Source organism: Spirosoma areae (assembly GCF_054781775.1).
In genome coordinates, this window is record NZ_BAAGTT010000045.1 from 95,757 (window position 1) to 117,264 (window position 21,508).

Annotated in this window: 20 protein-coding genes and 1 tRNA gene; 20 read left to right on the forward strand and 1 reads right to left on the reverse strand. The window is 51.7% G+C overall.

The annotated features are described in order from the left end of the window. Positions 1-100: 100 nt before the first annotated feature. From ACYVI1_RS27650 to ACYVI1_RS27735, 18 genes are all read left to right on the forward strand, one after another. Positions 101-700, forward strand: coding sequence for a gluconate 2-dehydrogenase subunit 3 family protein (locus tag ACYVI1_RS27650; RefSeq protein ID WP_460914488.1), 600 nt, complete (start codon positions 101-103; stop codon positions 698-700). A 97-nt stretch (positions 701-797) separates the two neighbouring features. Continuing rightward, positions 798-2,393 carry a GMC family oxidoreductase gene (locus tag ACYVI1_RS27655; RefSeq protein ID WP_460914490.1) on the forward strand — a complete coding sequence of 532 codons (1,596 nt, stop codon included), beginning with the start codon at positions 798-800 and terminating at the stop codon, positions 2,391-2,393. A 51-nt stretch (positions 2,394-2,444) separates the two neighbouring features. After that, the gene (locus ACYVI1_RS27660) at positions 2,445-3,776 is read left to right on the forward strand and encodes a family 1 glycosylhydrolase (protein WP_460914492.1); all 1,332 of its coding nucleotides are present in this window, start codon (positions 2,445-2,447) and stop codon (positions 3,774-3,776) included. Further along, entirely contained in the window at positions 3,776-4,549 is a 774-nt protein-coding gene (locus tag ACYVI1_RS27665; protein ID WP_460914494.1) for an alpha/beta fold hydrolase, read from the forward strand. Before ACYVI1_RS27660 ends, ACYVI1_RS27665 begins: the two co-directional genes overlap by 1 nt. Before the next feature lie 38 nt (positions 4,550-4,587). Continuing rightward, a tRNA-Pro gene (locus tag ACYVI1_RS27670) sits at positions 4,588-4,661 on the forward strand. Positions 4,662-4,961: 300 nt separating this feature from the next. Beyond that, positions 4,962-6,395 (forward strand): anthranilate synthase component I family protein, encoded by a 1,434-nt coding sequence (locus tag ACYVI1_RS27675; protein WP_460914496.1) that lies wholly within the window; start codon positions 4,962-4,964, stop codon positions 6,393-6,395. Positions 6,396-6,465: 70 nt separating this feature from the next. After that, positions 6,466-7,032, forward strand: coding sequence for an anthranilate synthase component II (locus tag ACYVI1_RS27680; RefSeq protein ID WP_460914498.1), 567 nt, complete (start codon positions 6,466-6,468; stop codon positions 7,030-7,032). Beyond that, entirely contained in the window at positions 7,029-7,706 is a 678-nt protein-coding gene (locus tag ACYVI1_RS27685) for an SAM-dependent methyltransferase (protein ID WP_460914500.1), read from the forward strand. Before ACYVI1_RS27680 ends, ACYVI1_RS27685 begins: the two co-directional genes overlap by 4 nt. Before the next feature lie 25 nt (positions 7,707-7,731). Then, complete coding sequence (gene trpD / locus ACYVI1_RS27690) at positions 7,732-8,718, forward strand: anthranilate phosphoribosyltransferase (protein ID WP_460914502.1); 987 nt, start codon at positions 7,732-7,734, stop codon at positions 8,716-8,718. Beyond that, positions 8,715-9,530: an indole-3-glycerol phosphate synthase TrpC gene (gene trpC, locus ACYVI1_RS27695; protein WP_460914504.1), complete on the forward strand. Its 816-nt coding sequence runs from the start codon at positions 8,715-8,717 to the stop codon at positions 9,528-9,530. The genes trpD and trpC overlap by 4 nt, the downstream gene beginning before the upstream one ends. A gap of 3 nt (positions 9,531-9,533) precedes the next feature. Beyond that, positions 9,534-10,178, forward strand: a complete 645-nt coding sequence (locus ACYVI1_RS27700; protein ID WP_460914506.1) for a phosphoribosylanthranilate isomerase — start codon at positions 9,534-9,536, stop codon at positions 10,176-10,178. After that, on the forward strand, positions 10,178-10,546 hold the full coding sequence (locus ACYVI1_RS27705) for a DUF6932 family protein (protein WP_460914508.1): 369 nt from the start codon (positions 10,178-10,180) through the stop codon (positions 10,544-10,546). The genes ACYVI1_RS27700 and ACYVI1_RS27705 overlap by 1 nt, the downstream gene beginning before the upstream one ends. Before the next feature lie 105 nt (positions 10,547-10,651). Beyond that, positions 10,652-10,885, forward strand: a complete 234-nt coding sequence (locus ACYVI1_RS27710; RefSeq protein WP_460914510.1) for a hypothetical protein — start codon at positions 10,652-10,654, stop codon at positions 10,883-10,885. 43 nt (positions 10,886-10,928) lie between these two features. Next, the gene (gene trpB / locus ACYVI1_RS27715) at positions 10,929-12,131 is read left to right on the forward strand and encodes a tryptophan synthase subunit beta (RefSeq protein WP_460914512.1); all 1,203 of its coding nucleotides are present in this window, start codon (positions 10,929-10,931) and stop codon (positions 12,129-12,131) included. Next, positions 12,128-12,928, forward strand: coding sequence for a tryptophan synthase subunit alpha (gene trpA / locus ACYVI1_RS27720; protein ID WP_460914514.1), 801 nt, complete (start codon positions 12,128-12,130; stop codon positions 12,926-12,928). The genes trpB and trpA overlap by 4 nt, the downstream gene beginning before the upstream one ends. Before the next feature lie 17 nt (positions 12,929-12,945). Beyond that, complete coding sequence (gene hisIE, locus ACYVI1_RS27725; protein WP_460914516.1) at positions 12,946-13,554, forward strand: bifunctional phosphoribosyl-AMP cyclohydrolase/phosphoribosyl-ATP diphosphatase HisIE; 609 nt, start codon at positions 12,946-12,948, stop codon at positions 13,552-13,554. A 122-nt stretch (positions 13,555-13,676) separates the two neighbouring features. Further along, entirely contained in the window at positions 13,677-14,012 is a 336-nt protein-coding gene (locus ACYVI1_RS27730; protein ID WP_460914518.1) for a phage holin family protein, read from the forward strand. Positions 14,013-14,089: 77 nt separating this feature from the next. After that, entirely contained in the window at positions 14,090-14,464 is a 375-nt protein-coding gene (locus tag ACYVI1_RS27735) for a RidA family protein (protein WP_460914520.1), read from the forward strand. Between the two features lie 69 nt (positions 14,465-14,533). Here ACYVI1_RS27735 and ACYVI1_RS27740 read toward each other — a convergent pair whose 3' ends face one another. Beyond that, on the reverse strand, positions 14,534-20,662 hold the full coding sequence (locus tag ACYVI1_RS27740) for an alpha-2-macroglobulin family protein (protein ID WP_460914522.1): 6,129 nt from the start codon (positions 20,660-20,662) through the stop codon (positions 14,534-14,536). Between the two features lie 127 nt (positions 20,663-20,789). Here ACYVI1_RS27740 and ACYVI1_RS27745 point away from each other — a divergent pair, with 127 nt between their 5' ends. Continuing rightward, positions 20,790-21,269 carry a DUF6932 family protein gene (locus tag ACYVI1_RS27745; protein ID WP_460914524.1) on the forward strand — a complete coding sequence of 160 codons (480 nt, stop codon included), beginning with the start codon at positions 20,790-20,792 and terminating at the stop codon, positions 21,267-21,269. A 1-nt stretch (position 21,270) separates the two neighbouring features. After that, positions 21,271-21,477: a hypothetical protein gene (locus ACYVI1_RS27750; RefSeq protein ID WP_460914526.1), complete on the forward strand. Its 207-nt coding sequence runs from the start codon at positions 21,271-21,273 to the stop codon at positions 21,475-21,477. Positions 21,478-21,508 lie beyond the last annotated feature (31 nt).

Here is a 21,508-nt window from a genome sequence, read left to right on the forward strand (position 1 = left end):
TAGTTTTTGTCATGCTGACGAAGGAAGCATCTTTAGGCGTCCTTACGAGTCAGTCGGGCTACTTTAAGATGCTTCCTTCGTCAGCATGACAAAAAAACGTATGCACAAAAAGTATCCCCCCAACACCGTCCGTGCCTTACTCAATACGGACCAGGTTACCGAAGTCACCCGGCAGGTCCTGAACGAACGATTAAACTCGTCAGCCCGCCAACCGACATTTCTCTCGGCAGATGAATTTATGTTGTTACAAGCCATTTGCGACCGCCTGATTCCGCAGGACAACCGCCCGCAACGAATTGATATTGCGGGAGGCATTGACGAACGGCTTTCCCAAAACAAGACAAACGGCTGGCGGTACGATACCATGCCCGCCGACGGAGAAGCCTATAAACTGGGACTGCAGGGCATCAATGAAAGCGCTCAATTGATGTGTCAACAACCCTTTCAAAACCTTATTAGCGAACAGCAGGATATGGTTTTAGCAGCCATTCAACAACAGAAGGCACCGGGTCAGACGTGGCTGAAACTTCCCGCCGACCGCTTTTTTGGCGAATTGCTGGCCGAAGCCGTTGAAAATTACTACAGCCATCCGTTGGCGCAGGAAGAAATCGGCTACGTCGGTATGGCCGACGCCCCCGGCTGGCAACGAATAGGTTTAAATCAAGTAGAAGACCGCGAACCAAAGAGCGATACGGAATGAATAATGGATAATGAACAATGCAATGAATGCGCTATACTAACCCGTACCCACTCCCCTCTTATTACCCATTCTACATTATTCATTATTCATTAATAAAATGCCCTACTCAACTACAGAAATCGTTGACGCTGTTATAATCGGCACGGGTGCGGGTGGTGCGCCGTTGCTGGCACGGCTGGCGCGGGCGGGGCTGCGTGTAGTCGCCCTCGAAGCGGGTAAGCACTGGAATCCGATTCGTGATTTTGCGACCGATGAGAAAGCGCAGGACAAACTTTTCTGGAACGATGAACGTCTGAGCGCGGGTAAGGACCCACTACCTTTTGGCAACAACAATTCCGGGATAGGCGTTGGCGGCTCAACCCTGCATTATACAGCCTATACTCCCCGCGCACAGCCCGACGACCTTCGCATCCGAACCGAATTCGGCGTCGGTGAAGACTGGCCATTTGGTTTTGAGCAGATTGAGCCGTATTACGATGAAGTTGAGCAGTTTTTGGGTGTTTCCGGCCCGGCGTTTTACCCGTGGGGACCATCCCGTAAACAGGCGTATGCGCTGGGGCCACTTCCTATCAATGGGGCGGGGCAATTGATGGAACGAGGCTGTAGAGAATTGGGTATAAAAACATCTCCGGCGGCTAACGCGGCTCTGTCGGCAAACTATTATCAGGAGGGCGTTGGGCACCGGTTAGCCTGTACCAATCGGGGATTTTGCCAGGCGGGTTGCAGCACTGGCGCCAAAGCCAGTATGGACGTTACCTATATTCCGCTGGCAATGCGCTACGGAGCCGAAGTTCGCCCGGAAAGTTTCGTTACCCAGTTGGTCAAAAACGCTTCGGGGAAAATCAGCGAGGTTGTTTACATCCGAAATGGGCAGGAAGAGCGGCAACGGTGTCGGTATGTATTTCTCTGTGCCGGAACCATTGAAACAGCCCGCTTATTGCTGCTGAATGACTTAGCCAATAGTAGCGGTCAGGTTGGGCAAAATTTAATGGCGCATACTGCCCTGCAAATCTGGGGTGAATTTGATGAAGACGTTCGGCCCTACAAAGGCATTCCCGGCGCTCTGATTTCGGAAGACACACACCGGCCCGGCACGGGCGCGGCCATCCGACAGGCTGATTTTGCCGGTGGCTATTTGCTTCAGTCCATTGGAGTCATGCCCGTAACGTACCTGAGTCAGATGGCGCGGGGACGGGGACTGTGGGGGCAGGCGTTGAAACAGGCGGCTTTAGCTTACAATCATGTTGCCGGTATAAACATTCTGGGCGACTGCCTGCCTTACAGCCATAATTACCTGGAATTGTCGGACGAAAAAGACAACCGGGGCCTGCCTAAACCCCGTATTTATTTCTCAAACGGTTATAATGAAAACCGAATGACGGCTCATGCCGACACACTCATGCGCGACATCTGGGTTGCAGCCGGTGCCAAAAACGTCTGGGCCTTTCCGCGTAATGCTCACGTTATTGGCACCTGCCGAATGGGAACCAATGCCAGCACCGCCGTTGTGAACCCCGATGGGCAGTCATTCGACATTCCGAATTTATACATCAGTGATAATTCAACGTTTCCGAGTGCGCTAAGCGTTAATCCGGCCTTAACTATTATGGCCCTCTCGCTCCGCACCGCCGACCAATTTCTAAAGAGCGAAAGAGTGAAAGAGCGAAAGAGTGTGGTCCGGCATTCCGGTTGACATGCCTCATTTCACTCTTTCACTCTTTCGCTCTTTCACTCTTTAAGACCTATGAACTTCCTCAATCTCATCAAAAAAAAGTTCGGCGATGGTAACTACGAAGGCGACCAGTTCGGCGGAGCGGGTGGCCACGACGGCAGCGGTCTACCCGAGAAAAATCCGGGCAACTTCATGTTTGCAACGGGCATCGAATGCTCGTATCCAACCATTCAGAAAGGTAAAGTTCGGCGGGATTTGCTGCGTGAGTGCAATCATTATGACCGATATAAAGAAGACCTCGGGCTTGTAAAAGAATTGGGTCTGAATGTATTGCGGTATGGACTGCCCTATTACAGTATTCATAAGGCACCAGGTAAATTCGACTGGAGTTTCGCCGACGAAGCCATGGCCGAAATCAAGCGGCTGGGCATCACGCCCATTCTGGACCTGATGCACTTCGGCGTGCCCGACTGGATTGAGAACTTTCAGAACCCTGAACTACCAATTCACTTTGCCGACTATGCCGAAGCTGTCGCCAAACGATACCCCTGGGTTCGGTTCTACACGCCCGTCAATGAGATCTACGTAACCGCCCGAATCAGCGCCAAAGATGGCGTCTGGAACGAGCAGCTAAAAACCGACAAAGGGTTTGTAACGGCCCTGAAACACTGCGTGGCAGCCAGTATTATGGGTACGCAGCAAATTGCCAAATACCGGAACGACTGCGTGATTGTGCAAAGTGAGAGTGCCGAGTTTACGCATGAACTTTATGCTACGCCCTCGCCACAAGTGGCTTTAGAAAATGAACTGCGGTTTTTGTCGCTGGACTTGTTATATGCCAATCCCCCGTCGGCAACGGTTGGCATGTACTTGTTAGACAATGGCATGAGCCGTGAAGAATACGGCTGGTTTATGAAGGGCAAGCCCCCCGGCTACCAGATCATGGGCAATGATTATTACGGTCGCAATGAACGCATCAAGCTGGCCGATGGCTCCCTTCAGACCTCGATGGACGTGCTGGGCTGGTACGAAATCACTAAAGAGTATTACGAACGTTACCGGGTGCCGGTCATGCACACAGAAACCAACGTATTTGAGGCTGACCAGGCGCCCATCTGGCTTTATAAACAGTGGGTTGGGGTTATGAAAATGCGCCGGGATGGAGTGCCGGTCCTGGGCTTTACGTGGTACAGCCTGATTGACCAGATTGACTGGGATTCGCAATTAGGTGAGCTAAACAACAACGTTAATGCCTGTGGTTTGTACGACCTCGACCGTAAACCCCGACTCGTAGCCGAAGCTTACAAGAATATTTTGAAGGAATTTGGGCAGATAACCATCGTCCCACACGGTGAAATGCTCGAACTAACCGACCGCCCGGCCCAGCTAAAAGTTCAGGTTTGATGAAATACACCGCAAACGGCATCAACCTGAATATACTGGAACAAGGCAGCGGCCCGCTGACACTGGTGTTTCTGCATTATTTTGGCGGTTCAGCCTTAGAGTGGCAAGGGGTTATGGGTCAACTCGCCAGTCAATATCATTGCATCGCCGTCGATTTACGCGGGCATGGCGATTCGGGTGCACCGGAAACAGGCTATTCTGTGGACGACATGGCCGATGACATCGCGGACCTGATTCGTGTCCTACCCATTCAGGCCTTTGTACTAATTGGCCATTCGATGAGCGGCAAAGTTGCTTTGGCACTGGCATCCCGCCAACCGGTTGGTCTCCAATCGTTACTACTGGTATCACCCTCTCCCCCCGTTCCCGAACCCATTCCGGACGATGAGCGACAGAAGTTGCTGCAAGGGTTTGGGCAGTGGTCGGCCGCCGAACAGACCTTTGAAAAAATTGTGGTGAAACCCGTCTCTGCGGAGATAAAAGAGCAAATTATTACCGATGATGTACGGACTTCAAAATCAGCCTGGGATGCCTGGTTACTCTCAGGCAGCAGAGAAGACATTTCAGCGCGACTGGCAACGATTAACGTTCCAATCGCGATTGTCGCTGGCTCCGGGGACCGTGCATTGCCCCCCAATGTACAAACCCGCCTGGTCCTGCCCTACCTAAAAAACTCGACACTTGACGTTATTGAAGGAGCCGGCCATCTGTTACCGTGGGAAGTGCCGGATGCGCTCACCGATTTCATTCAGAAAAAAGTAGGGGGAGGTTGACCAAACTAAAACAAACAGTTTATCTTTGTGCCCTGATTCGGGGTGTAGCGCAGCCTGGTAGCGTGCTACGTTCGGGACGTAGAGGTCGTGGGTTCGAATCCCGCCACCCCGACAACAAGAATTATCAGTGTGGTAGTGGTCTACGTTTGAAATTTGATCCCGCTCCCCGCTACAAGAATTTCTGAAACGATGAATAATACAGTAACAAACAACATTTGGTGGTGGCACTTCTCCCAACAGGGATGAGGTTGCCGCTTTGTGTTTATACCAACACGATAAAAGGCTCACCGTCATCCCGGTGAGCCTTATTTTTTTGTTTTTGTCCTGCTGACGAAGGAAGCATCTTCTCGCACGGCATTAGTTAGTTAGCCACTACCGAAGATGCTTCCTTCGTCAGCAGGACAAAAATACTATGCCAACCCTTACACCAACCACCTACCGCGTCGTCAGCCGCCACAAACGAATGCTGGCCGACATCATCACGCCGGTGAGCATTTACCTGCGTATCCGCGACCGTTTTCTGAACAGCATTCTGCTCGAAAGTTCCGATTATCACGGCAACGACAACAGTTTTTCCTACATCGCCTTCGACCCCGTTTCGCGGTTCTCGTATGCAAATGGGCAATTGACGATAAAGATGCCGGGGGGCGATGAGCAAACCAGCCAACTGCCCGTCCACGACATGCAGGGTGCTTTACAACAGTTCAAAGACAGTTTTCAGCACGAGAAAGCCCTGTTTCCGTTTATTACCAATGGGTTATTCGGCTATTTTGCCTACCCCGCCGTCCAGAGTTTCGAGGATATTACCCTCCACGCCCCGGTGCCAACCGAAAACCAGATACCGGCGGCCGTTTTCACGGTGTATCGCTACGTGCTGGCCATCAACCACTTCAAAGATGAACTGCACTTATTCGAGCACAACTACCTCCGCAATGGCGACGCCGAACCGGAAAGCAGCCTCGACTATATTAGCGACCTGATTACCAGCCGGAACTATCCTACGTATACGTTCAGCACAGCGGGGCCGGAACAATCGAACTTCACAGATGATGCCTTCAGTGCGGTTATTCAAAAGGGCATAGACCACTGCCACCGGGGCGACGTGTTTCAGATTGTGCTGTCGCGCCGGTTTTCAACTCCATTCGTGGGTGATGAATTCAATGTTTACCGGGCATTACGGTCGCTGAACCCTTCCCCCTATCTGTTCTATTTCGATTACGGTAATTATAAACTCTTCGGTTCCTCGCCCGAATCGCAGATTGTCGTGAAAGACCGCAAAGCCACGATTTACCCGATTGCGGGCACGTTCCGGCGTACCGGCGACGATATCCACGATGCCGAACTGGCCCAGAAACTCTACGACGACCCCAAAGAATCAGCGGAGCACGTGATGCTGGTCGACCTCGCCCGCAACGACCTCAGCCGCAACTGCAACGTCGTGAACGTCGAGACCTTTAAGGAAGTACAATATTACTCCCACGTGATTCACCTCGTCTCGAAAGTCGTTGGCGACCTGACCGAAACCGCCGACCCGCTGCAAATCGTAGCCGAAACGTTCCCGGCGGGTACACTTTCGGGTGCGCCCAAGCACATGGCCATGCAGCTCATCGACCGCTATGAGAACCTAAGCCGCAGCTTTTATTCGGGCAGCATTGGCTATATGGGCTTCGATGGCGAGTTTAACCATGCCATTATGATTCGGACGTTTATGAGCAAAGACAACACGCTCTACTATCAGGCCGGGGCCGGGGTGGTTGCCAAATCGGTGGTAGAAAGCGAAGTGCAGGAAGTTCACAACAAATTAGCCGCCCTTCGGATGGCGATTGAACAGGCAAAAGAAATTTAATGAATAATGTATAATGCTCAATCTATAATTCATCCAGGCATTGCGAACCATTATCCATTCTGCATTTATTATGAAACTCTTAGTCTTAGATAACTACGACTCGTTCACCTACAACCTCGTCTATATACTGCGGGAGCTGGGACAGAAACCGGATGTCATTCGGAACGACAAAATTGCGCTCGACGCTGTTGGGCAGTATGACAAAATCATGCTGTCGCCGGGGCCGGGCATCCCATCCGAAGCGGGTATTATGCAGGAGGTAGTGCGCGAGTACGGCCCCACGAAAAGTATTTTGGGCATCTGCCTCGGTCATCAGGGCATTGGCGAAGTATACGGAGCCACTCTCGAAAACCTCGGCGATGTGCTGCATGGCGTGGCGCACCGGGCCACCATCATCGACCGCTCCGAACAGCTCTTCACCGACATTCCCGACGAACTGACCGTTGGCCGCTACCATTCCTGGACGGTCATTCCTGACTCAATCCCCGCCGACCTCCGCATTACGGCAGTAGACGATCATGGGCGCATAATGGGACTGTCGCACACGCGCCATGACGTGCGGGGTCTGCAATTCCACCCTGAGTCGGTATTGACCGAAAATGGCGTGAAGATGATTCAAAACTGGTTGTCGTTATGATGTTAAACGAAGTGGTTCCCTGGGGCCGGACGCTGGACGAATATGGGCACATGTTCGTCCTCACTGACGCTGATATGACGAAACAGATACTGGGCGTAGGGGATGGTCCGGCCAGCTTTAACGCCGAAATGATAGCGTCTGGTCATTCTGTTGTGTCTGTTGACCCTATTTATCAATTTTCAAGGCAGTCGTTGACAAAATGCATTAACGATACCTACCAAACGGTAATTGCACAAGTACACAACAATAAAGACCGCTATAACTGGACAACCTTTCAGAACCCCGACCAACTGGGACAGGAACGTATGAAGGCTATGAATCGGTTTCTGGACGATTACGAAACTGGTCAGCAACAAGGTCGTTATCAGGCGTATGCATTGCCCAAATTGCCTTACGCCAACCAGTCGTTTGACCTGGCACTCTGTTCACATCTGCTTTTTCTGTATTCTGAGCAATTGTCGGAATCGTTTCATCTGGCATCCATTCGGGAGCTAAGCCGGGTAGCCAAGGAAGTTCGTATTTTCCCGCTGCTCTCGCTAAACGGCCAGCCATCGCCTTACCTGCAAACTGTCAGGCATGTTTGTGAGACAGAGGGGATTCGGGTAGAGGTACTTAATGTCGATTATCATTTTCAAAAAGGGGCCAACCAAATGATGCGCCTTCGTCAATTATAAACCATGCGTTTTTTCACATTTCAGGATGAAAGCAATCTTAAATCATCTTTTTGAATACAAATACCTCACCAAAGAGCAGGCGCGTGAAGTGCTGCTGGGTATTGGTCGGGGCGAGTATAACCCCGCCCAAATTGCCTCGTTCTTAACAGTTTACATGATGCGGAGTCTTCGGCTCGAAGAACTGGAAGGCTTCCGCGATGCGATGCTCGAACTCTGCCTGCCCGTTGACCTCGCTGCCTACGACCCAATGGACCTTTGCGGCACCGGGGGCGACGGCAAAGACACCTTCAACATCTCAACGCTGTCGTCGTTTGTGGTGGCCGGAGCGGGGCAATGCGTGGCCAAGCACGGCAATCATGGCGTTTCGTCGCTGGTGGGGTCATCGACGGTGATGGAACGACTTGGTTATCAGTTCACCAGCGACGTAGGCGAGTTGCAGCGAAAGATGGAAACGGCGGGAATTTGTTTTCTGCACGCACCCCTGTTTCACCCTGCCATGAAGAACGTTGCGCCCATCCGAAAAGACCTCGGCGTGAAAACCTTTTTCAACGTGCTCGGTCCAATGATTAACCCAGCAAAGCCCGCTAAACAGCTTGTTGGCGTGTTCAGTCTTGAATTGGCCCGATTATATGCGTACCTTTATCAGCAAACCGATAAGCAGTTTATGATTCTGCACGCGCTGGATGGGTACGACGAGATTTCGCTAACGGGTCCGTTTAAAGTCATCACGAATCAGACGGAGCAGGTTCTGGAGCCGGAACAGTTGGGAATGAGTAGGCTAACTCCTGAATCGCTGGCAGGTGGACATAACTTGGACGAGTCTGCACAGATATTCATGGATGTGCTGAACGACGAAGCAACCCCTGCCCAGAAACAGGCTGTTTTAGCCAATTCCGCCATGGCCCTTTTGGCTGCTGAGAAGGCTCAAACACGTGAAGAGGCTGTTGCCCTGGCTCGTGAATCGTTAGAAAGCGGCCGGGCGCTGGCGTGTTTTAAGAAGTTGATAGCATGACAATTCTTGACGAAATTATTGCCCAAAAGCGACTTGAAGTAGCCCGGAGAAGAGAGGCCACCCCGGTATCGGTGCTGGAACAAATGCCCGACTTCAGGCGCCAGTGCCTGTCAGCCCGCGACGCGGTTCAGGATTTTCGTTCGACGGGTATAATCGCGGAGTTCAAACGCAAGTCGCCCTCCAAAGGTATTATTAACGACCGGGCCGATGTGTCCGAAACCACCCAGGGCTACGTGCGGGCGGGCGCGGCTGTGCTGTCGGTGCTGACCGACGAGCCGTTTTTTGGCGGAACGCCCGCCGATTTGCTGGCTGCGAGGCTGGCGAACCCCGAAACGCCCATTCTGCGTAAAGATTTTATCATCGACCGGTATCAACTCCTCGAAGCCAAAGCCTGGGGGGCCGATGTTGTGCTGCTCATTGCCGCCTGCCTGACCCCCGCCGAAGTCGCCGAACTGAGCGTACAGGCTCATGATCTGAGTTTGCAGGTGCTGCTCGAAGTCCACGACGAAGACGAGTTAGACCAAAGCCTGACGCACAGCGTTGATTTAGTGGGTGTTAACAACCGAAATCTGAAAACCTTCACGACATCCATTGACACGTCGCTGCGGTTGGTGGAGCGTATTCCCGACAGTTTCGCTAAGATTACCGAAAGCGGTCTGCACGATGCCGATACGATGGTAACCTTATTCCGGGCCGGTTTCGATGGGTTTCTGATTGGCGAAGCCTTCATGAAAACCGACGACCCGGCTGCGGCTTTACAAACATTAGTAACCGACTTTCAATCAAGAATGCCCACCTTTAAACTTGCCTGACTCATGAAAATCAAAGTGTGCGGTCTACGCGACGCCGAAAATCTGAAAGAGATTGCCGCCCTGAATCCCGATTTTGTTGGGTTTATTTTCTACGACCAGTCGCCCCGCTTTGTGGGTGAAGACTTAGACGAAGCTGCCGTAAAATCCTTACCCCGGCCGATTCGGAAGGTGGGTGTGTTTGTGAACGCCAGCCCGGATTTGATTCTGCGGAGTGTCAAAAAATACGATTTTCAGTATGTGCAGCTACACGGGAACGAAACACCGGAGTATTGCCGGAGTTTGCGAAACCGGGGTATTAACATCATCAAGGCGTTTCGGGTCGATGAGTCATTTAACTTCTCGATGCTGAACAACTTTAAAGCCCAGTGCGACTTTTTCCTGTTCGATGCCAAAGGCGATCAGCCCGGCGGCAACGGCGTTACCTTCGACTGGAGTATCCTGAATCGCTACGACAATGAGAAACCGTTTTTCATCAGTGGCGGCATTGGTTTGGATAACCTCAACCAGTTGGAAGCGCTGAAAGGCATGAAACTCTACGGCGTGGACGTGAATAGCCAGGTCGAGACCGCACCCGGCGTGAAAGATATCGCGAAAGTGAAAGAGTTAATTGCCCGGTTGCGGCCTGTTGGGGAGGAAGAAGCGGTGTGATGCTGGAGTATGATTTAAATGGTTACCTTAAACCATATGACCCTATTCCGCTGAGCATCAATCTATTTGAAGAAGAATTTGTACAAAACTTCTCACCATCTACGACTCGTCGGCGTTTATTTGATACTTATTTGGCCTATAATGCTCGTTTAACTGAGCTACTACCAGCAGGATTTAAGCAGTGGATTGATGGCAGTTTTGTTACTCGAAAAGTTGATCCGAATGATTTCGATGTGTTAACATTCATACCCAATCAGATTCATGAACAATTTGAGAAGGAGTTTGACGAAATTAGTCGTTCACGCTACGACCACACAAAAGGGATTCACGGGTATTTGTTAATTGTTTATCCTGAGGCACATTCCTAGCGAATTCGGTACAAATACAGCCGGATTCAGTGGCTTTATGATTTTGGCACCAGTATAGGACGTAAAAAATACCCTAAAGGATTCATTGAATTGACTATCTGAGCGATGAAAGAAAGCCTGACTTCTGAAGAACAAGACGACCGAATTGCGGGCTTGGTCGACCGAATTCGGCATATTAATGAAACGCTTGCCTATCATCAGTCTTTCCCTAAAAAGGACTTGGTTGAAATCCGTGAATTTTCAGACCGGCGCAATCAATATATTAAAGAATTAGCCGAATTACTAAAAGACGTTGGGGTGATTGTTCAACTACCGACAGACCAACAGCAGGCGGCTTGATTGGCTGTCTAATAGCTACTGATTGCCAGTACCACTGATTATTATGCAAACCACCCTCGAACCACAAACCTCTTTTGAGGTCTCCGATAAAGGATTTTACGGCCATTTTGGTGGAGCGTTCATCCCCGAAATGCTCTATCCAAACGTCGAAGAATTACGCCAAAATTACCTTCAGATTATAGCTGACCCGGCGTTTCAGGCTGAGTTCTGGCAGTTGCTCGAAGATTACGTTGGGCGGCCGACGCCCTTGTTTCTGGCGAAACGATTATCGGCGCAGGTCGGCGCAACGGTGTATCTCAAGCGCGAGGATTTGTGCCATACCGGAGCGCATAAAGTCAACAACACCATTGGGCAGATTCTGGTGGCGCAGCGGCTCGGCAAAAAACGAATCGTGGCCGAAACCGGAGCGGGTCAGCATGGCGTGGCAACGGCAACGGTCTGCGCCCTGATGGGGTTGGAGTGCATCGTGTACATGGGCAGTATCGACATGGAACGTCAGCAGCCAAACGTAGCCCGGATGCACATGCTTGGTGCAACGGTTATTCCGGCAACGTCGGGTAGCAAAACGCTCAAAGATGCCACGAACGAAGCCATGCGCCACTGGATTAGCAACCCGGTCGATACGCATTACATCATTGGCTCGGTCGTTGGCCCTCACCCCTACCCGGATATGGTTGCGCGGTTTCAGTCGGTTATTTCCGAAGAAATCAAAAAGCAGCTTTTCACCAAAACCGGCCACGAAAACCCAGATTATGTGGTAGCTTGTGTGGGTGGTGGAAGCAATGCCGCCGGAGCGTTCTATCATTACCTCAACGAGCCATCGGTTCGCTTAGTCGCGGCTGAAGCGGCCGGACAGGGAATCACATCGGGGCATTCGGCGGCAACAACGGCCCTGGGTAAGCCGGGTGTGTTGCACGGAAGCCGCACCATCCTGATGCAAACCGAAGACGGTCAGGTAACTGAACCGTACTCGATTTCGGCGGGTCTGGATTATCCCGGCATCGGTCCGCTCCACGCACACCTGTTCGAGTCGGGCCGGGGCGATTTCTACGCCATCACCGACGACGAAGCGTTGCAAGCCGGTTTTGAGTTGAGCAAACTCGAAGGCATCATTCCCGCTCTCGAAACCGCTCACGCGCTGGCGGCACTACCCAAAATGAACCTTCAGCCCAAAGATGTCGTCGTGGTTTGCCTGTCGGGACGGGGTGATAAAGATTTAAGTACGTATTCAAAGCACCTTCAATGACACTTACCCAAAACCGCATCACCGACCTCTTCACCCGCCAACGCGAACGGTTGCTGAGTGTCTATTTTACAGCCGGATTTCCCAATCTTAATGACACCGTGCCCATATTACGAGGCTTGCAGGCGGCTGGCGTTGATTTTGTTGAAATCGGAATGCCCTACTCCGACCCGGTTGCCGATGGCGAAACCATTCAGCAGAGTAATGGCAAGGCGCTGGATAATGGCATGTCGCTGAAAACGCTGTTTGCCCAATTAGCCAACTGCCGGAACGATACGGCTGGCACTCCGGTTACCTTTCCCATTCTGCTGATGGGCTATATTAATCCGGTATTGCAATTCGGAGTGGAAAATTTCTGCCGCAAGTGCCAGGAAGTAGGCGTCGATGGGGTTATCCTGCCTGACCTGCCGCTGGATTTATTCTTAACCGATTACGCGCCTGTCTTCCGCGAATATGGCCTTGTAAATGTCAACATGATTACGCCCCAAACGGCGGAAGGCCGTATTCGGCACATCGACGCGGAATCAGATGGTTTTATTTATATGGTTTCGTCGGCGAGCATTACCGGCTCGGTAACGGGCATTAGCGACACGATGCAGGCTTATTTTGAGCGTATTGAAGCCATGCGTCTTCGCAACCCCCGCCTGATTGGGTTCGGTATCAAGGACCACGAGACCTTCGATACCGCCAGTCAATATGCTAATGGCGCCCTCGTGGGTAGCGCGTTCATCCGGCATCTGGCTGAAAAGGGCACCTCGCCCGAAGGCATTCGGGCCTTTGTGCAGACGATTCGGGCGTAGCGGCTTACCTTTGCAGCATGAATTCCGAACTAAATTTCGACAAATCGCCTGATGGTCTCCTTCCGGCTGTAATTCAGGATGCCGAAACGGGTAAAGTCCTGATGCTCGGCTACATGAACCGCGAGGCTTACGAAAAAACCGTTTCCGAGAACATCGTCACGTTTTTTAGCCGGAGCAAACAGCGGCTGTGGACAAAAGGCGAAACCTCAAACAACTTCCTCCACGTCCAGGAAATCTCAGTGGACTGCGATGGCGACACGCTGCTCATTAAAGCGAACCCCGCCGGGCCGGTTTGCCATACCGGAGCCGATACATGTTTTGATGAAGTCAATCAGGGCCGCGCCCAGTTTCTCAACTACTTACAGGCTATTATTCACGACCGGAAGATTAACCCGTCCGAAAAGTCATATACGACAACGCTATTCAACCGGGGCATCAATAAAATCGCCCAGAAGGTAGGCGAAGAAGCCGTTGAGTTAGTTATCGAAGCTAAAGACGATAACGACGACCTCTTCAAAGGCGAAGCCGCCGACCTGCTCTTCCACTTTCTGGTATTGCTGGAGCAAAAAAATATGGATTTAGATGCTATTGTGGCTGTCTTGCAAAGCCGACACGTCAAACAATAACTTCGCTACTGAGTTTGTCATTCCGAGGCACGAGGAATCTTAAACTATCTTATTTATTCGTTAGGTCAGCTTTAAGATTCCTCGTGCCTCGGAATGACAAAAAAATTTAACTCCTTCACTATATGGGTATCATCATTCGCATTCTTATTAGTGCTGTGGCCGTTTACGTAGCCAGTATGTTTATTCCGGGTATCAGCGTTACGGGCGGGCCTGCCACTTACCTTATCGTTGCTGTTGTGCTGGGTTTGCTAAACGCATTTATTAAGCCGATTTTGACAATTCTGACGATTCCAATTACAATCATCACACTTGGTCTATTTCTGTTGATTATCAATGTGTTGATGGTCTACCTTACCGATTATTTAGTTAGTGGTTTTCATGTATCAGGCTTCATTGCCGCCCTGCTGTTTAGTTTTCTTGTGTCGATAGTGACCGCTCTTATCGACGCCATTGTTTAAACCTGCTTTTAACTAACAAACGCCATGTCCCGAAGATGTGGCGTTTGCCGCTTTTGGACATTAGCTATAAAAATACCATGACATTCATTGACACGACAAATGCGCCCGCACCGGGAGGGCACTATTCGCAGGCGCTTGTGCATAACGAACTGGTATTTGTTTCCGGCATTTTACCGATTACACCCACCGGCGAAAAGCTTACTGATGCCACCATTACGGAGCAAACCGAGCAGATTTTGGCGAATCTCGACGCTATTCTGCAAGCCGCCGGAAGCACCCGCGAACATGTGTTGAAAGTTACGGTTTTCGTGTCAGACATTAGTACATGGGGCGAAGTCAATCGGGTGTACGCCCGGTTTTTTGGCGACCATCGTCCGGCCCGGTCGGTTGTGCCCTGCTCAACACTGCATTATGGGCTGAATATTGAGTTAGAAGCAATTGCCGTTGTTTAGATAAACGTGTGTCGGCAGCGTGGTGTCAGGTTCTCAAAGCTGACACCACGCTGCCGACACACGTTTATCTTACTTCACTTTCACCCGCTCACCGGCCGAGTGGGCTGAAAACTCCGGCGCGTAGAAACATTGTACGGTAGCAACGCCCGCCGAGAAATCGCCGGTTTGGGCTACGCGCAGGTCATACTCGAACACATGCGTACCAACGGGCAGGTAACTCATAAAGAAATCGGTACTGGCATCGCGGGGCGATTCATAATAACCCAGCCCGTTCTGATACTTGTAGCCCGACAAAGCCGCTACTGGCTCGAAACCCGATGCCCGGCTGTCTTTCAGGTGAACGTACTCCATTGCCCGGTCGGTTTTCAGCACCAATCGAACTTTGATGAGGTCGCCGGGTTTAAGAGACGTTTGGGAGGCAACAGGCGTAATGACAGGGCCGCTTGGTGAATCGCGCTGCACATACAGGGATTTCTGAACGGATAGCCCCGCACTACCCGGCATGACCCGGTCCAGCGGCTCGAAGTGCTGCCAGTATAATGCGCCCCAGGCCGGTCCATCGACCTTTTTCGTGATTTGGATAACACCCATCTCCAGCTTGATTTCGGCAGCGGCATAGGTCACTTTCTGGTAGCCCGTGATGGTCTCTGTTTTTGTCACGCGGCTCTCGATGGACTGACCGCCCAAGCTCACCTGCGTCGTTACGCCCGTGCTTAACCAATCGCTGCCGCGCAGGAGCAAGGCATAAATGGCTTCGGTCGTGGCTTTGGTCGATGACCAGGATTGGGTTTGTTTCTGCCGCAGGAGCCAGCGCTTCATATCGTCGACTTCTGCCGAAACCGGATTGATTTCACCAAAGGCTTCAATCAGATACGCCTGCGTTTCAATGGGTGTTTGATACCAGTACAAGCCACTTTGGTTATCAGGCCAGTACATACCCAACTCTTCGGATTTTCGCGACCGTTCGCGCATGGAATTCACGATGCCTTTCGCTGTTTTCGCATCGCCAAACCGGCTGAGTGCCATTGCCGACAATGCCTGTCCCTGTAAGCTTTGTTTAGTCCATTCGTCGGCAACGCGCTGTTTCAGATAGGTCAGTACGGCTTGATCAACTGGCTTATTAAGGTAAAAACTGCGGGCGTAGAGGTATTGCGTCGCCGAAAAATACCAGACACTTTTTGTTTTCCTCTGCTTTTCTTCGTCAATCCATCGCTTCATTTCGGCATCGACATAACGAATGGAGTTGGTTTGCATGTCGCCCAAATTGGCTTGTATCTCTGCCGGGAAATGAACGCCTAACTTCTGCAAATGCCCAAATCCGCTCAGAATATGCAACGTCATCGACAAGTTCGGCTCCATCCCGCCAAACCACCGAAAACCGCCATTGGCTGTTTGCAACTGCTCTAATTTCTGAAACGCCCGAAGTTGTTCAGATTCCATCCGGTTGGCATCGAGCAATTGGCCTAATTTGGCCTGACGCTCATTTTCGGAGCGGGCATCGGCTAACCAGGGTGAATTTTCCAACGCAACGGCTTTCAGTTCTTCGTTCGTCTGAAGCGGGCTTTTGGGCGGGTTTTTCTGCCATTCGGCAATTACCTGCTTAAACGCGGGTTTGCTGCCCACAATATGAGCGGCTAAGCTGTTGGCATACAGGCGGCTAAATAATTGCTCGGCGCATTCGTAGCGGTACTCCATCAGGTACGGCAACGATTGCAGTGCATACCAGGCCGGATTACCCGTCACCTCAACCGTTAGCCGCTCGTGTTGAACGGGCAATTCAGGGTTTAGATTCGTGAGTTCTTTCAGCCTGAATTCTTTCGTTTCGCGGCCGTTAACCCAAAATGGGCGCGTGTCGGTGACAAGCATCCGGTTTGGTAGCACGGGAACGGTAAATTCTTCTCCATCCGTAAAGTTGCCGGATTGAGCGGTCAGGCGGCAGGTTACGGTTTCGAGACCCGCCGGAACAATAAGCGTCCAGCCAACAGTCTGGCTCTGACCGGGCGCGATGGTTACGGACGATTGTAAACCGGCAGTTGTCAGTTTCTGATTGATGGGTTCGCCGGTGAGGGCATCGAGCAGGGCAAGACTGGCCGTTGCCGAAAGCGACTTTTCGGTGAGGTTGTTAACGCGGGCCGTGAGCCGAATTGTGTCGCCTTCGCGCAGGAAACGGGGCGCGTTGGCCGTTATCATCAATTCTTTCTGCGTAACAATTTCGCGCTCAAGCGTGCCAATTTTCAGGTCTTTTGTGTGCGCGAAGGTGAGCAGTCGCCAGCGTGTTAGGGCTTCCGGCATCGTAAAGTTAAGCACCACCCTCCCCTGCTCATCGGTTTTGAGTTGCGGCAGGAAAAATGCCGTTTCGTTAAAATTTCGGCGGGGGTTGATTAATAGGGCTTGCGTTGGTTTCGGTTTGTCGGCCTCAACGGCTTTCTCGCTTTTGCCATAGCCTACCCGTTCTTCGGAAGCAACAGCTTCCTGTAGTTCAACTACGGCAGCTCCACCGGCAGCATCCTGCATGGGGGCAGCCGCTGACCGGCTCATACTCATTTTAGCTACTGACCCGGTCATATCGCGTCTGCCACGTATCCGCACGATTGACCCTCTCTGGCCGCCTGTTAACTGGTCATACTTTCGTATCGGCACAGCGGCTTCGGGGCGGTACCGATACAATAGAGAATTGCTCAACTGGGCGCTGAAACTGCGCGTTTGCCAGCCGTAAAAAGACGGTGAATAAGGTTGATAAAATTCAGTTGGCCAGTCGAGCTTGTCGAAAACGTCTAACGATGCATCGTAGAGCGTAGCTACCAGTTCGGCAGGTTGTTTACCTAAACCGTTGACTGTCAGCGTCCATTCTTCGCGCTCGCCGGGTTTGAGTTTGGTGCGAAACGTCTTTGTTTCGATGGTGAGTTGCTTGTTCGTGAACGGCACCGTAATCGGCTGAGACTTCTGGTAGAGCCGACCGTTTTGCACCATCGCGAAGTGCACGGCAAAGCCGCCCCGCTGTTTCTCGGAAACGGGTAAGGCCACCCGCCGGGGACGACCGTCGGTTTTCAGCCACTCCTGCCGAACGATGTTGTGGGTTTGCTCCACCGTCATCAGCACCCAGCCAGGCAGACTATTCCCAACCCAGAAAACGGCTTCCCCGCCGGGTTCAGCGGATGCCTTGCGGACCTGCATCCAGTTGTCGGGCCGGGCCGAGGCTGTTGGCTGTTTATCATTGACAACGGCAAAAAACACGCGTTCTTTCGCCGTTTCGCCGGGCGACGCGACGCCGGTCGAATCGGTAACGGTTAGTTCAGCAACGTATTCTCCGGGGGTGTAACGAGTTACGTCAACGTTGATTAATGAGTCGGCTCCACTAATGGCCTGCTGCTGCACCTGTTCGCCTTTGGGCCACGAACGCGGGTCATTTTCGTTGGCATATAAATCGTTCGGGAACAGCTTTTCAAATTCGGCCCGACTCAGGAACTGGCGGTCTGGCCGATTCCATAATCGATTCCGCAAGGGGCGTTTTTGCGGCTGCAGTCTGGAGATAGTCAACTGGCCTTTGGCGGCTACTTTCTCCCCAGACTGGTTTGTAATCCGTAGCGGAAACGTTGCCGGTTTATCGGTCGGCACCTGCGCCGGAATGCTCAGGTTGGCTTGCAGCGCGGAGTAGCCAATGCGAAGGGTTTGCGTGGCGCTGCGTGTTTCGCCCGCCCGGTCGGTTACGTCAATCGTTACCTCAAAATCAAAAATCGGATTATCCTGCCGGGCCTGTTCGCGGTCGGGAACGGCGGTAAATGAAAGGCTTAGAGCACCTTTTGCATCGGTTTGGGTTGTTCCGCTGGCGATTTCGGCCTGGTTCGTATTGCGCGGCCTGTACCACCAATAATCCCACCGGGGGCGGAGTCGGCGCGTGACCCGATACCGAACGTCGGCCCCATCGACGACCGCACCGGCAAAGGTTTTGGCTTCGGCAGTCAGCGCAACAGTCTGGCTTAATTTGAACGCCTGCTTTATGGGTTTAGTCTTGACCTCAAACGTTGGGCGTTTGTATTCCTCCATTCGGATGCTGGTGCTGCCAAACGGTGTTTGCAGGGTCATCTGGCCGGTCAATCGCCCTGCGGGAGCCGTAAAATTGGCGGTGAACGTGCCAAACTCATTTGTTTTCAGGGTTTGCTGGGCAACGCGTTCGCCGTTCTGGTCGAGCAGTTCGACAGCAACTTCCCGGTCGGTGACAACGCCAAACTGATTGGCTTTACCCTCATACAGAAGCCCTTTCACGTAAATTGGCTGGCCGGGTCGGTAGATGGCCCGGTCGGTGAAGAGCTTTGCCATTATTTGCGTTTGCTCTTCGTAACGGTTCTGGTTGTACTTATAATAATACTGCTGGTCAGTTAGGAGTGTATCATTCCCCGAAGTTATCAGGTAGTAAAATGCGGTTTGCTGAGGCATATCGCTTACTGGTATTTTAGCCCAGCCGTTACCGTCAGTTTTCAACGGCTTGTATCTCGTAAGCCACGATAGTGACGTAGTACTCCCCAGCGCGACCTGTGCATTTTTCAGTGGTTCACCTGTTTGACGATTCACGACCAAAACTGTTGAGGTTGTCTCCGTACCATTGGCAGGCAGGACCATGTAGCCCAGCGCCGATACGGTAAAAGCTGCATATTGAACCGATTCGGTTGATTCCCCAAATTTACCTTCTCGTGTCGCCAGCAAAACATAGTGGCCAACGGGTAATCCTGAGAGTGGTATCTCGACCGAATGATTGTTCAAATCCCCATCGTCGGGGAGGGTGCTGTTGTTCTCAGCCTGTTTCTCCCGCTTCAGCCATCGACTAAACAGCCGTTTCCGCTGGTCGTCGTTGCCGAGTTCATCGCGATAGGATTGCATCTCCGATGTGCTCAGCCGAACAAGCCGGTACTGCAACGCATTGACATTCTGATAATTCACCAATGCCCGAAACGGTTGCCCCGGCGCATTGACCTGCTCAACCTGTACCGAATACGATGGCAACAGTAATCGGTTTAACAACTGATTGGCCTGCTTACCAGCCAGCGTTTTCGCAAAGCGTTTCATCAAATCCCGGCAAATGTCGGCGGCCTGTTTGCGGTTCCAGCGCGACGGGCCGGGCGGAGTCAGGTCCGATGTTGGTTCGCCGTCATCTCCATAAGGCTGGTTTCGTTGTCCGTTGTTCGCCAAAAACTCCGCTAATGCGTAGGCATATACGGCTTCAGCAAGCTGGTTTTTAACCTGGATAGCCTGTTTTTCAAGTATTTGCCGATATAGTGAGTCGCGCTCAGGCACAACGCTGCGCCGGTGTATGAACGCCAGCCGCAGTACATCGACGTCGGCCAGCGCATCGGGATTATTCCCCGCCAGATGAAATGCCAGTAGTTGCTGATACAGAAGCAATGCCTGAAAACTACCCGACAGCGAGTCGCGGCTTTGAATGGTTAGTTTGGCAAACGCTTCCGGTCCGCTGAAGTAATCAGGCTGGTCTAATTCGAATTTAAAAACCGGTTTCAGCAGGTCAGGTTCTGTATTCTGGAAGAAGCCAATGGCCCGGTGCGCCAGCAGGTCGTAGAGCGTTGGGCGTAGCGGACGGGCATCGGAATCGCCTTTTTCGAGCAGGGCGTCGTACTCGGCAATCGGCGTTTTCTGCAAGAGAGCTTTATTCTGAACCGAAGCTAAATAAGCCGATGTCACGGCATCGACCAACTGACGGGCATCCCAGGTGGTAAAGTCGGCCGTTGAGTCGGCGGGTTTGCCGGGTTTATCGGGTGTGGAAGTTGCCGGAGCGGCCTTTCCTATCGTGGCCCGGCCTACCGTGGCCCGGTCATAGAATTTGTAGCGGTTCTGCTGAAAATACTGCCAATAGACATCGGCCAGCACCGACTGCAACACGGCCCGCGCCGGTTCGGGTGTTTCGGCAATGTCGGCGTGCAGGGAGCGAATCAGTGCTACATAGGCGTCCTCATCCGAATAACTCCGAAAAATCATCCGGTGCATCGCTGCTTTGGCCACCTGCGGGTAATTGCGGGCGGCTTTGGCTTCGGTGTAAATCCGGTCGGCAATGGCTAACGCCGACTTCGGTAAGCCCTTAGCTGCCAGCGAGTCGGCGCGTTTCCAGTCGCGGGCATAATCGGGCTGGCGATTTTGCGCTGAAGCCGCCAACGCCATCAGGATAAAAAAAACAGACAGAAACGGATGCATAGTTTTCGAGCGAATGACAGTTGCAGGGATAGATGAAAAGAATCCTGTTTTTCCACAACGTTCGCGACTATGACTCTGGTTTGGGCAGAAGGGTTTAATTGACTACGTTTTGGTTGTATTTTTGACCATGATTTCTTATGACCAAAACGGCAATGTTACTCCTTACAAGCGTATTCGGCTAACGTTACCTGAAGTTGATAGTTACTTCGTAACAGCTTTTCCTGAATCAACGAAACGTCCTGTTCTGTATAACTATTTCAAAAACTATATTGATGAGTTAAAACAGTTAATAGCTCGACCGGTCCAGCAATGGCTCGGAGGTAGTTTTATTAGCAATAAATTAGACCCCAATGATATAGATTGTGTAAATTTGATTGTGTTCAATGAAAACCTGGAGCTTACTATTGACATATTGATGCCTTACCTGCTACTTGGTGGCTCCCGAGATACCTACCAGGTTGACGGTCATTTAATCGCTGTTTACCCGACAACAGATGAACGGTATGAGGCAATTACGCTTCCATCTATGGCTTATTGGCAAGGCTTTTTAATGAAAGACCGGCAAGATAATCCGCGTGGAATTGTTGAACTGATAAACAACGATTGATATGCAGGACCCTCGTCATCCAGATACGTTAGTTGCCGAACTTGGCGAATTAAATCGTTTGCTGGCTAACCACCGGCAGATGCAGGTTAAACACCCGTCAGATTCGTTACTGGCGTTATCGTTAAAGCAGTACGAACATCGCCGGACACAATTATTAAAAGAACTTCATTTAAGTTTAAGCTTGTTTTTCACAGAACAGACCTCATAAATAGGGCCAGTCTGTTAACCGGCTCCGTTGT

Excerpts from the sequence above, each read along its gene's own strand:
- ACYVI1_RS27685 (WP_460914500.1), top strand. The coding sequence starts at position 7,029 with ATGATGTTAAACGAAGTGGTTCCCTGGGGCCGGACGCTGGACGAATAT.
- ACYVI1_RS27665 (WP_460914494.1), top strand. The coding sequence starts at position 3,776 with ATGAAATACACCGCAAACGGCATCAACCTGAATATACTGGAACAAGGC.
- ACYVI1_RS27705 (WP_460914508.1), top strand. The coding sequence starts at position 10,178 with ATGCTGGAGTATGATTTAAATGGTTACCTTAAACCATATGACCCTATT.
- ACYVI1_RS27655 (WP_460914490.1), top strand. The coding sequence starts at position 798 with ATGCCCTACTCAACTACAGAAATCGTTGACGCTGTTATAATCGGCACG.
- hisIE (WP_460914516.1), top strand. The coding sequence starts at position 12,946 with ATGAATTCCGAACTAAATTTCGACAAATCGCCTGATGGTCTCCTTCCG.
- ACYVI1_RS27680 (WP_460914498.1), top strand. The coding sequence starts at position 6,466 with ATGAAACTCTTAGTCTTAGATAACTACGACTCGTTCACCTACAACCTC.
- ACYVI1_RS27740 (WP_460914522.1), bottom strand. The coding sequence starts at position 20,662 with ATGCATCCGTTTCTGTCTGTTTTTTTTATCCTGATGGCGTTGGCGGCT.
- ACYVI1_RS27700 (WP_460914506.1), top strand. The coding sequence starts at position 9,534 with ATGAAAATCAAAGTGTGCGGTCTACGCGACGCCGAAAATCTGAAAGAG.
- trpA (WP_460914514.1), top strand. The coding sequence starts at position 12,128 with ATGACACTTACCCAAAACCGCATCACCGACCTCTTCACCCGCCAACGC.
- ACYVI1_RS27650 (WP_460914488.1), top strand. The coding sequence starts at position 101 with ATGCACAAAAAGTATCCCCCCAACACCGTCCGTGCCTTACTCAATACG.
- ACYVI1_RS27745 (WP_460914524.1), top strand. The coding sequence starts at position 20,790 with ATGATTTCTTATGACCAAAACGGCAATGTTACTCCTTACAAGCGTATT.
- trpD (WP_460914502.1), top strand. The coding sequence starts at position 7,732 with ATGAAAGCAATCTTAAATCATCTTTTTGAATACAAATACCTCACCAAA.
- trpB (WP_460914512.1), top strand. The coding sequence starts at position 10,929 with ATGCAAACCACCCTCGAACCACAAACCTCTTTTGAGGTCTCCGATAAA.
- ACYVI1_RS27735 (WP_460914520.1), top strand. The coding sequence starts at position 14,090 with ATGACATTCATTGACACGACAAATGCGCCCGCACCGGGAGGGCACTAT.
- ACYVI1_RS27730 (WP_460914518.1), top strand. The coding sequence starts at position 13,677 with ATGGGTATCATCATTCGCATTCTTATTAGTGCTGTGGCCGTTTACGTA.
- ACYVI1_RS27675 (WP_460914496.1), top strand. The coding sequence starts at position 4,962 with ATGCCAACCCTTACACCAACCACCTACCGCGTCGTCAGCCGCCACAAA.
- trpC (WP_460914504.1), top strand. The coding sequence starts at position 8,715 with ATGACAATTCTTGACGAAATTATTGCCCAAAAGCGACTTGAAGTAGCC.
- ACYVI1_RS27750 (WP_460914526.1), top strand. The coding sequence starts at position 21,271 with ATGCAGGACCCTCGTCATCCAGATACGTTAGTTGCCGAACTTGGCGAA.
- ACYVI1_RS27660 (WP_460914492.1), top strand. The coding sequence starts at position 2,445 with ATGAACTTCCTCAATCTCATCAAAAAAAAGTTCGGCGATGGTAACTAC.
- ACYVI1_RS27710 (WP_460914510.1), top strand. The coding sequence starts at position 10,652 with ATGAAAGAAAGCCTGACTTCTGAAGAACAAGACGACCGAATTGCGGGC.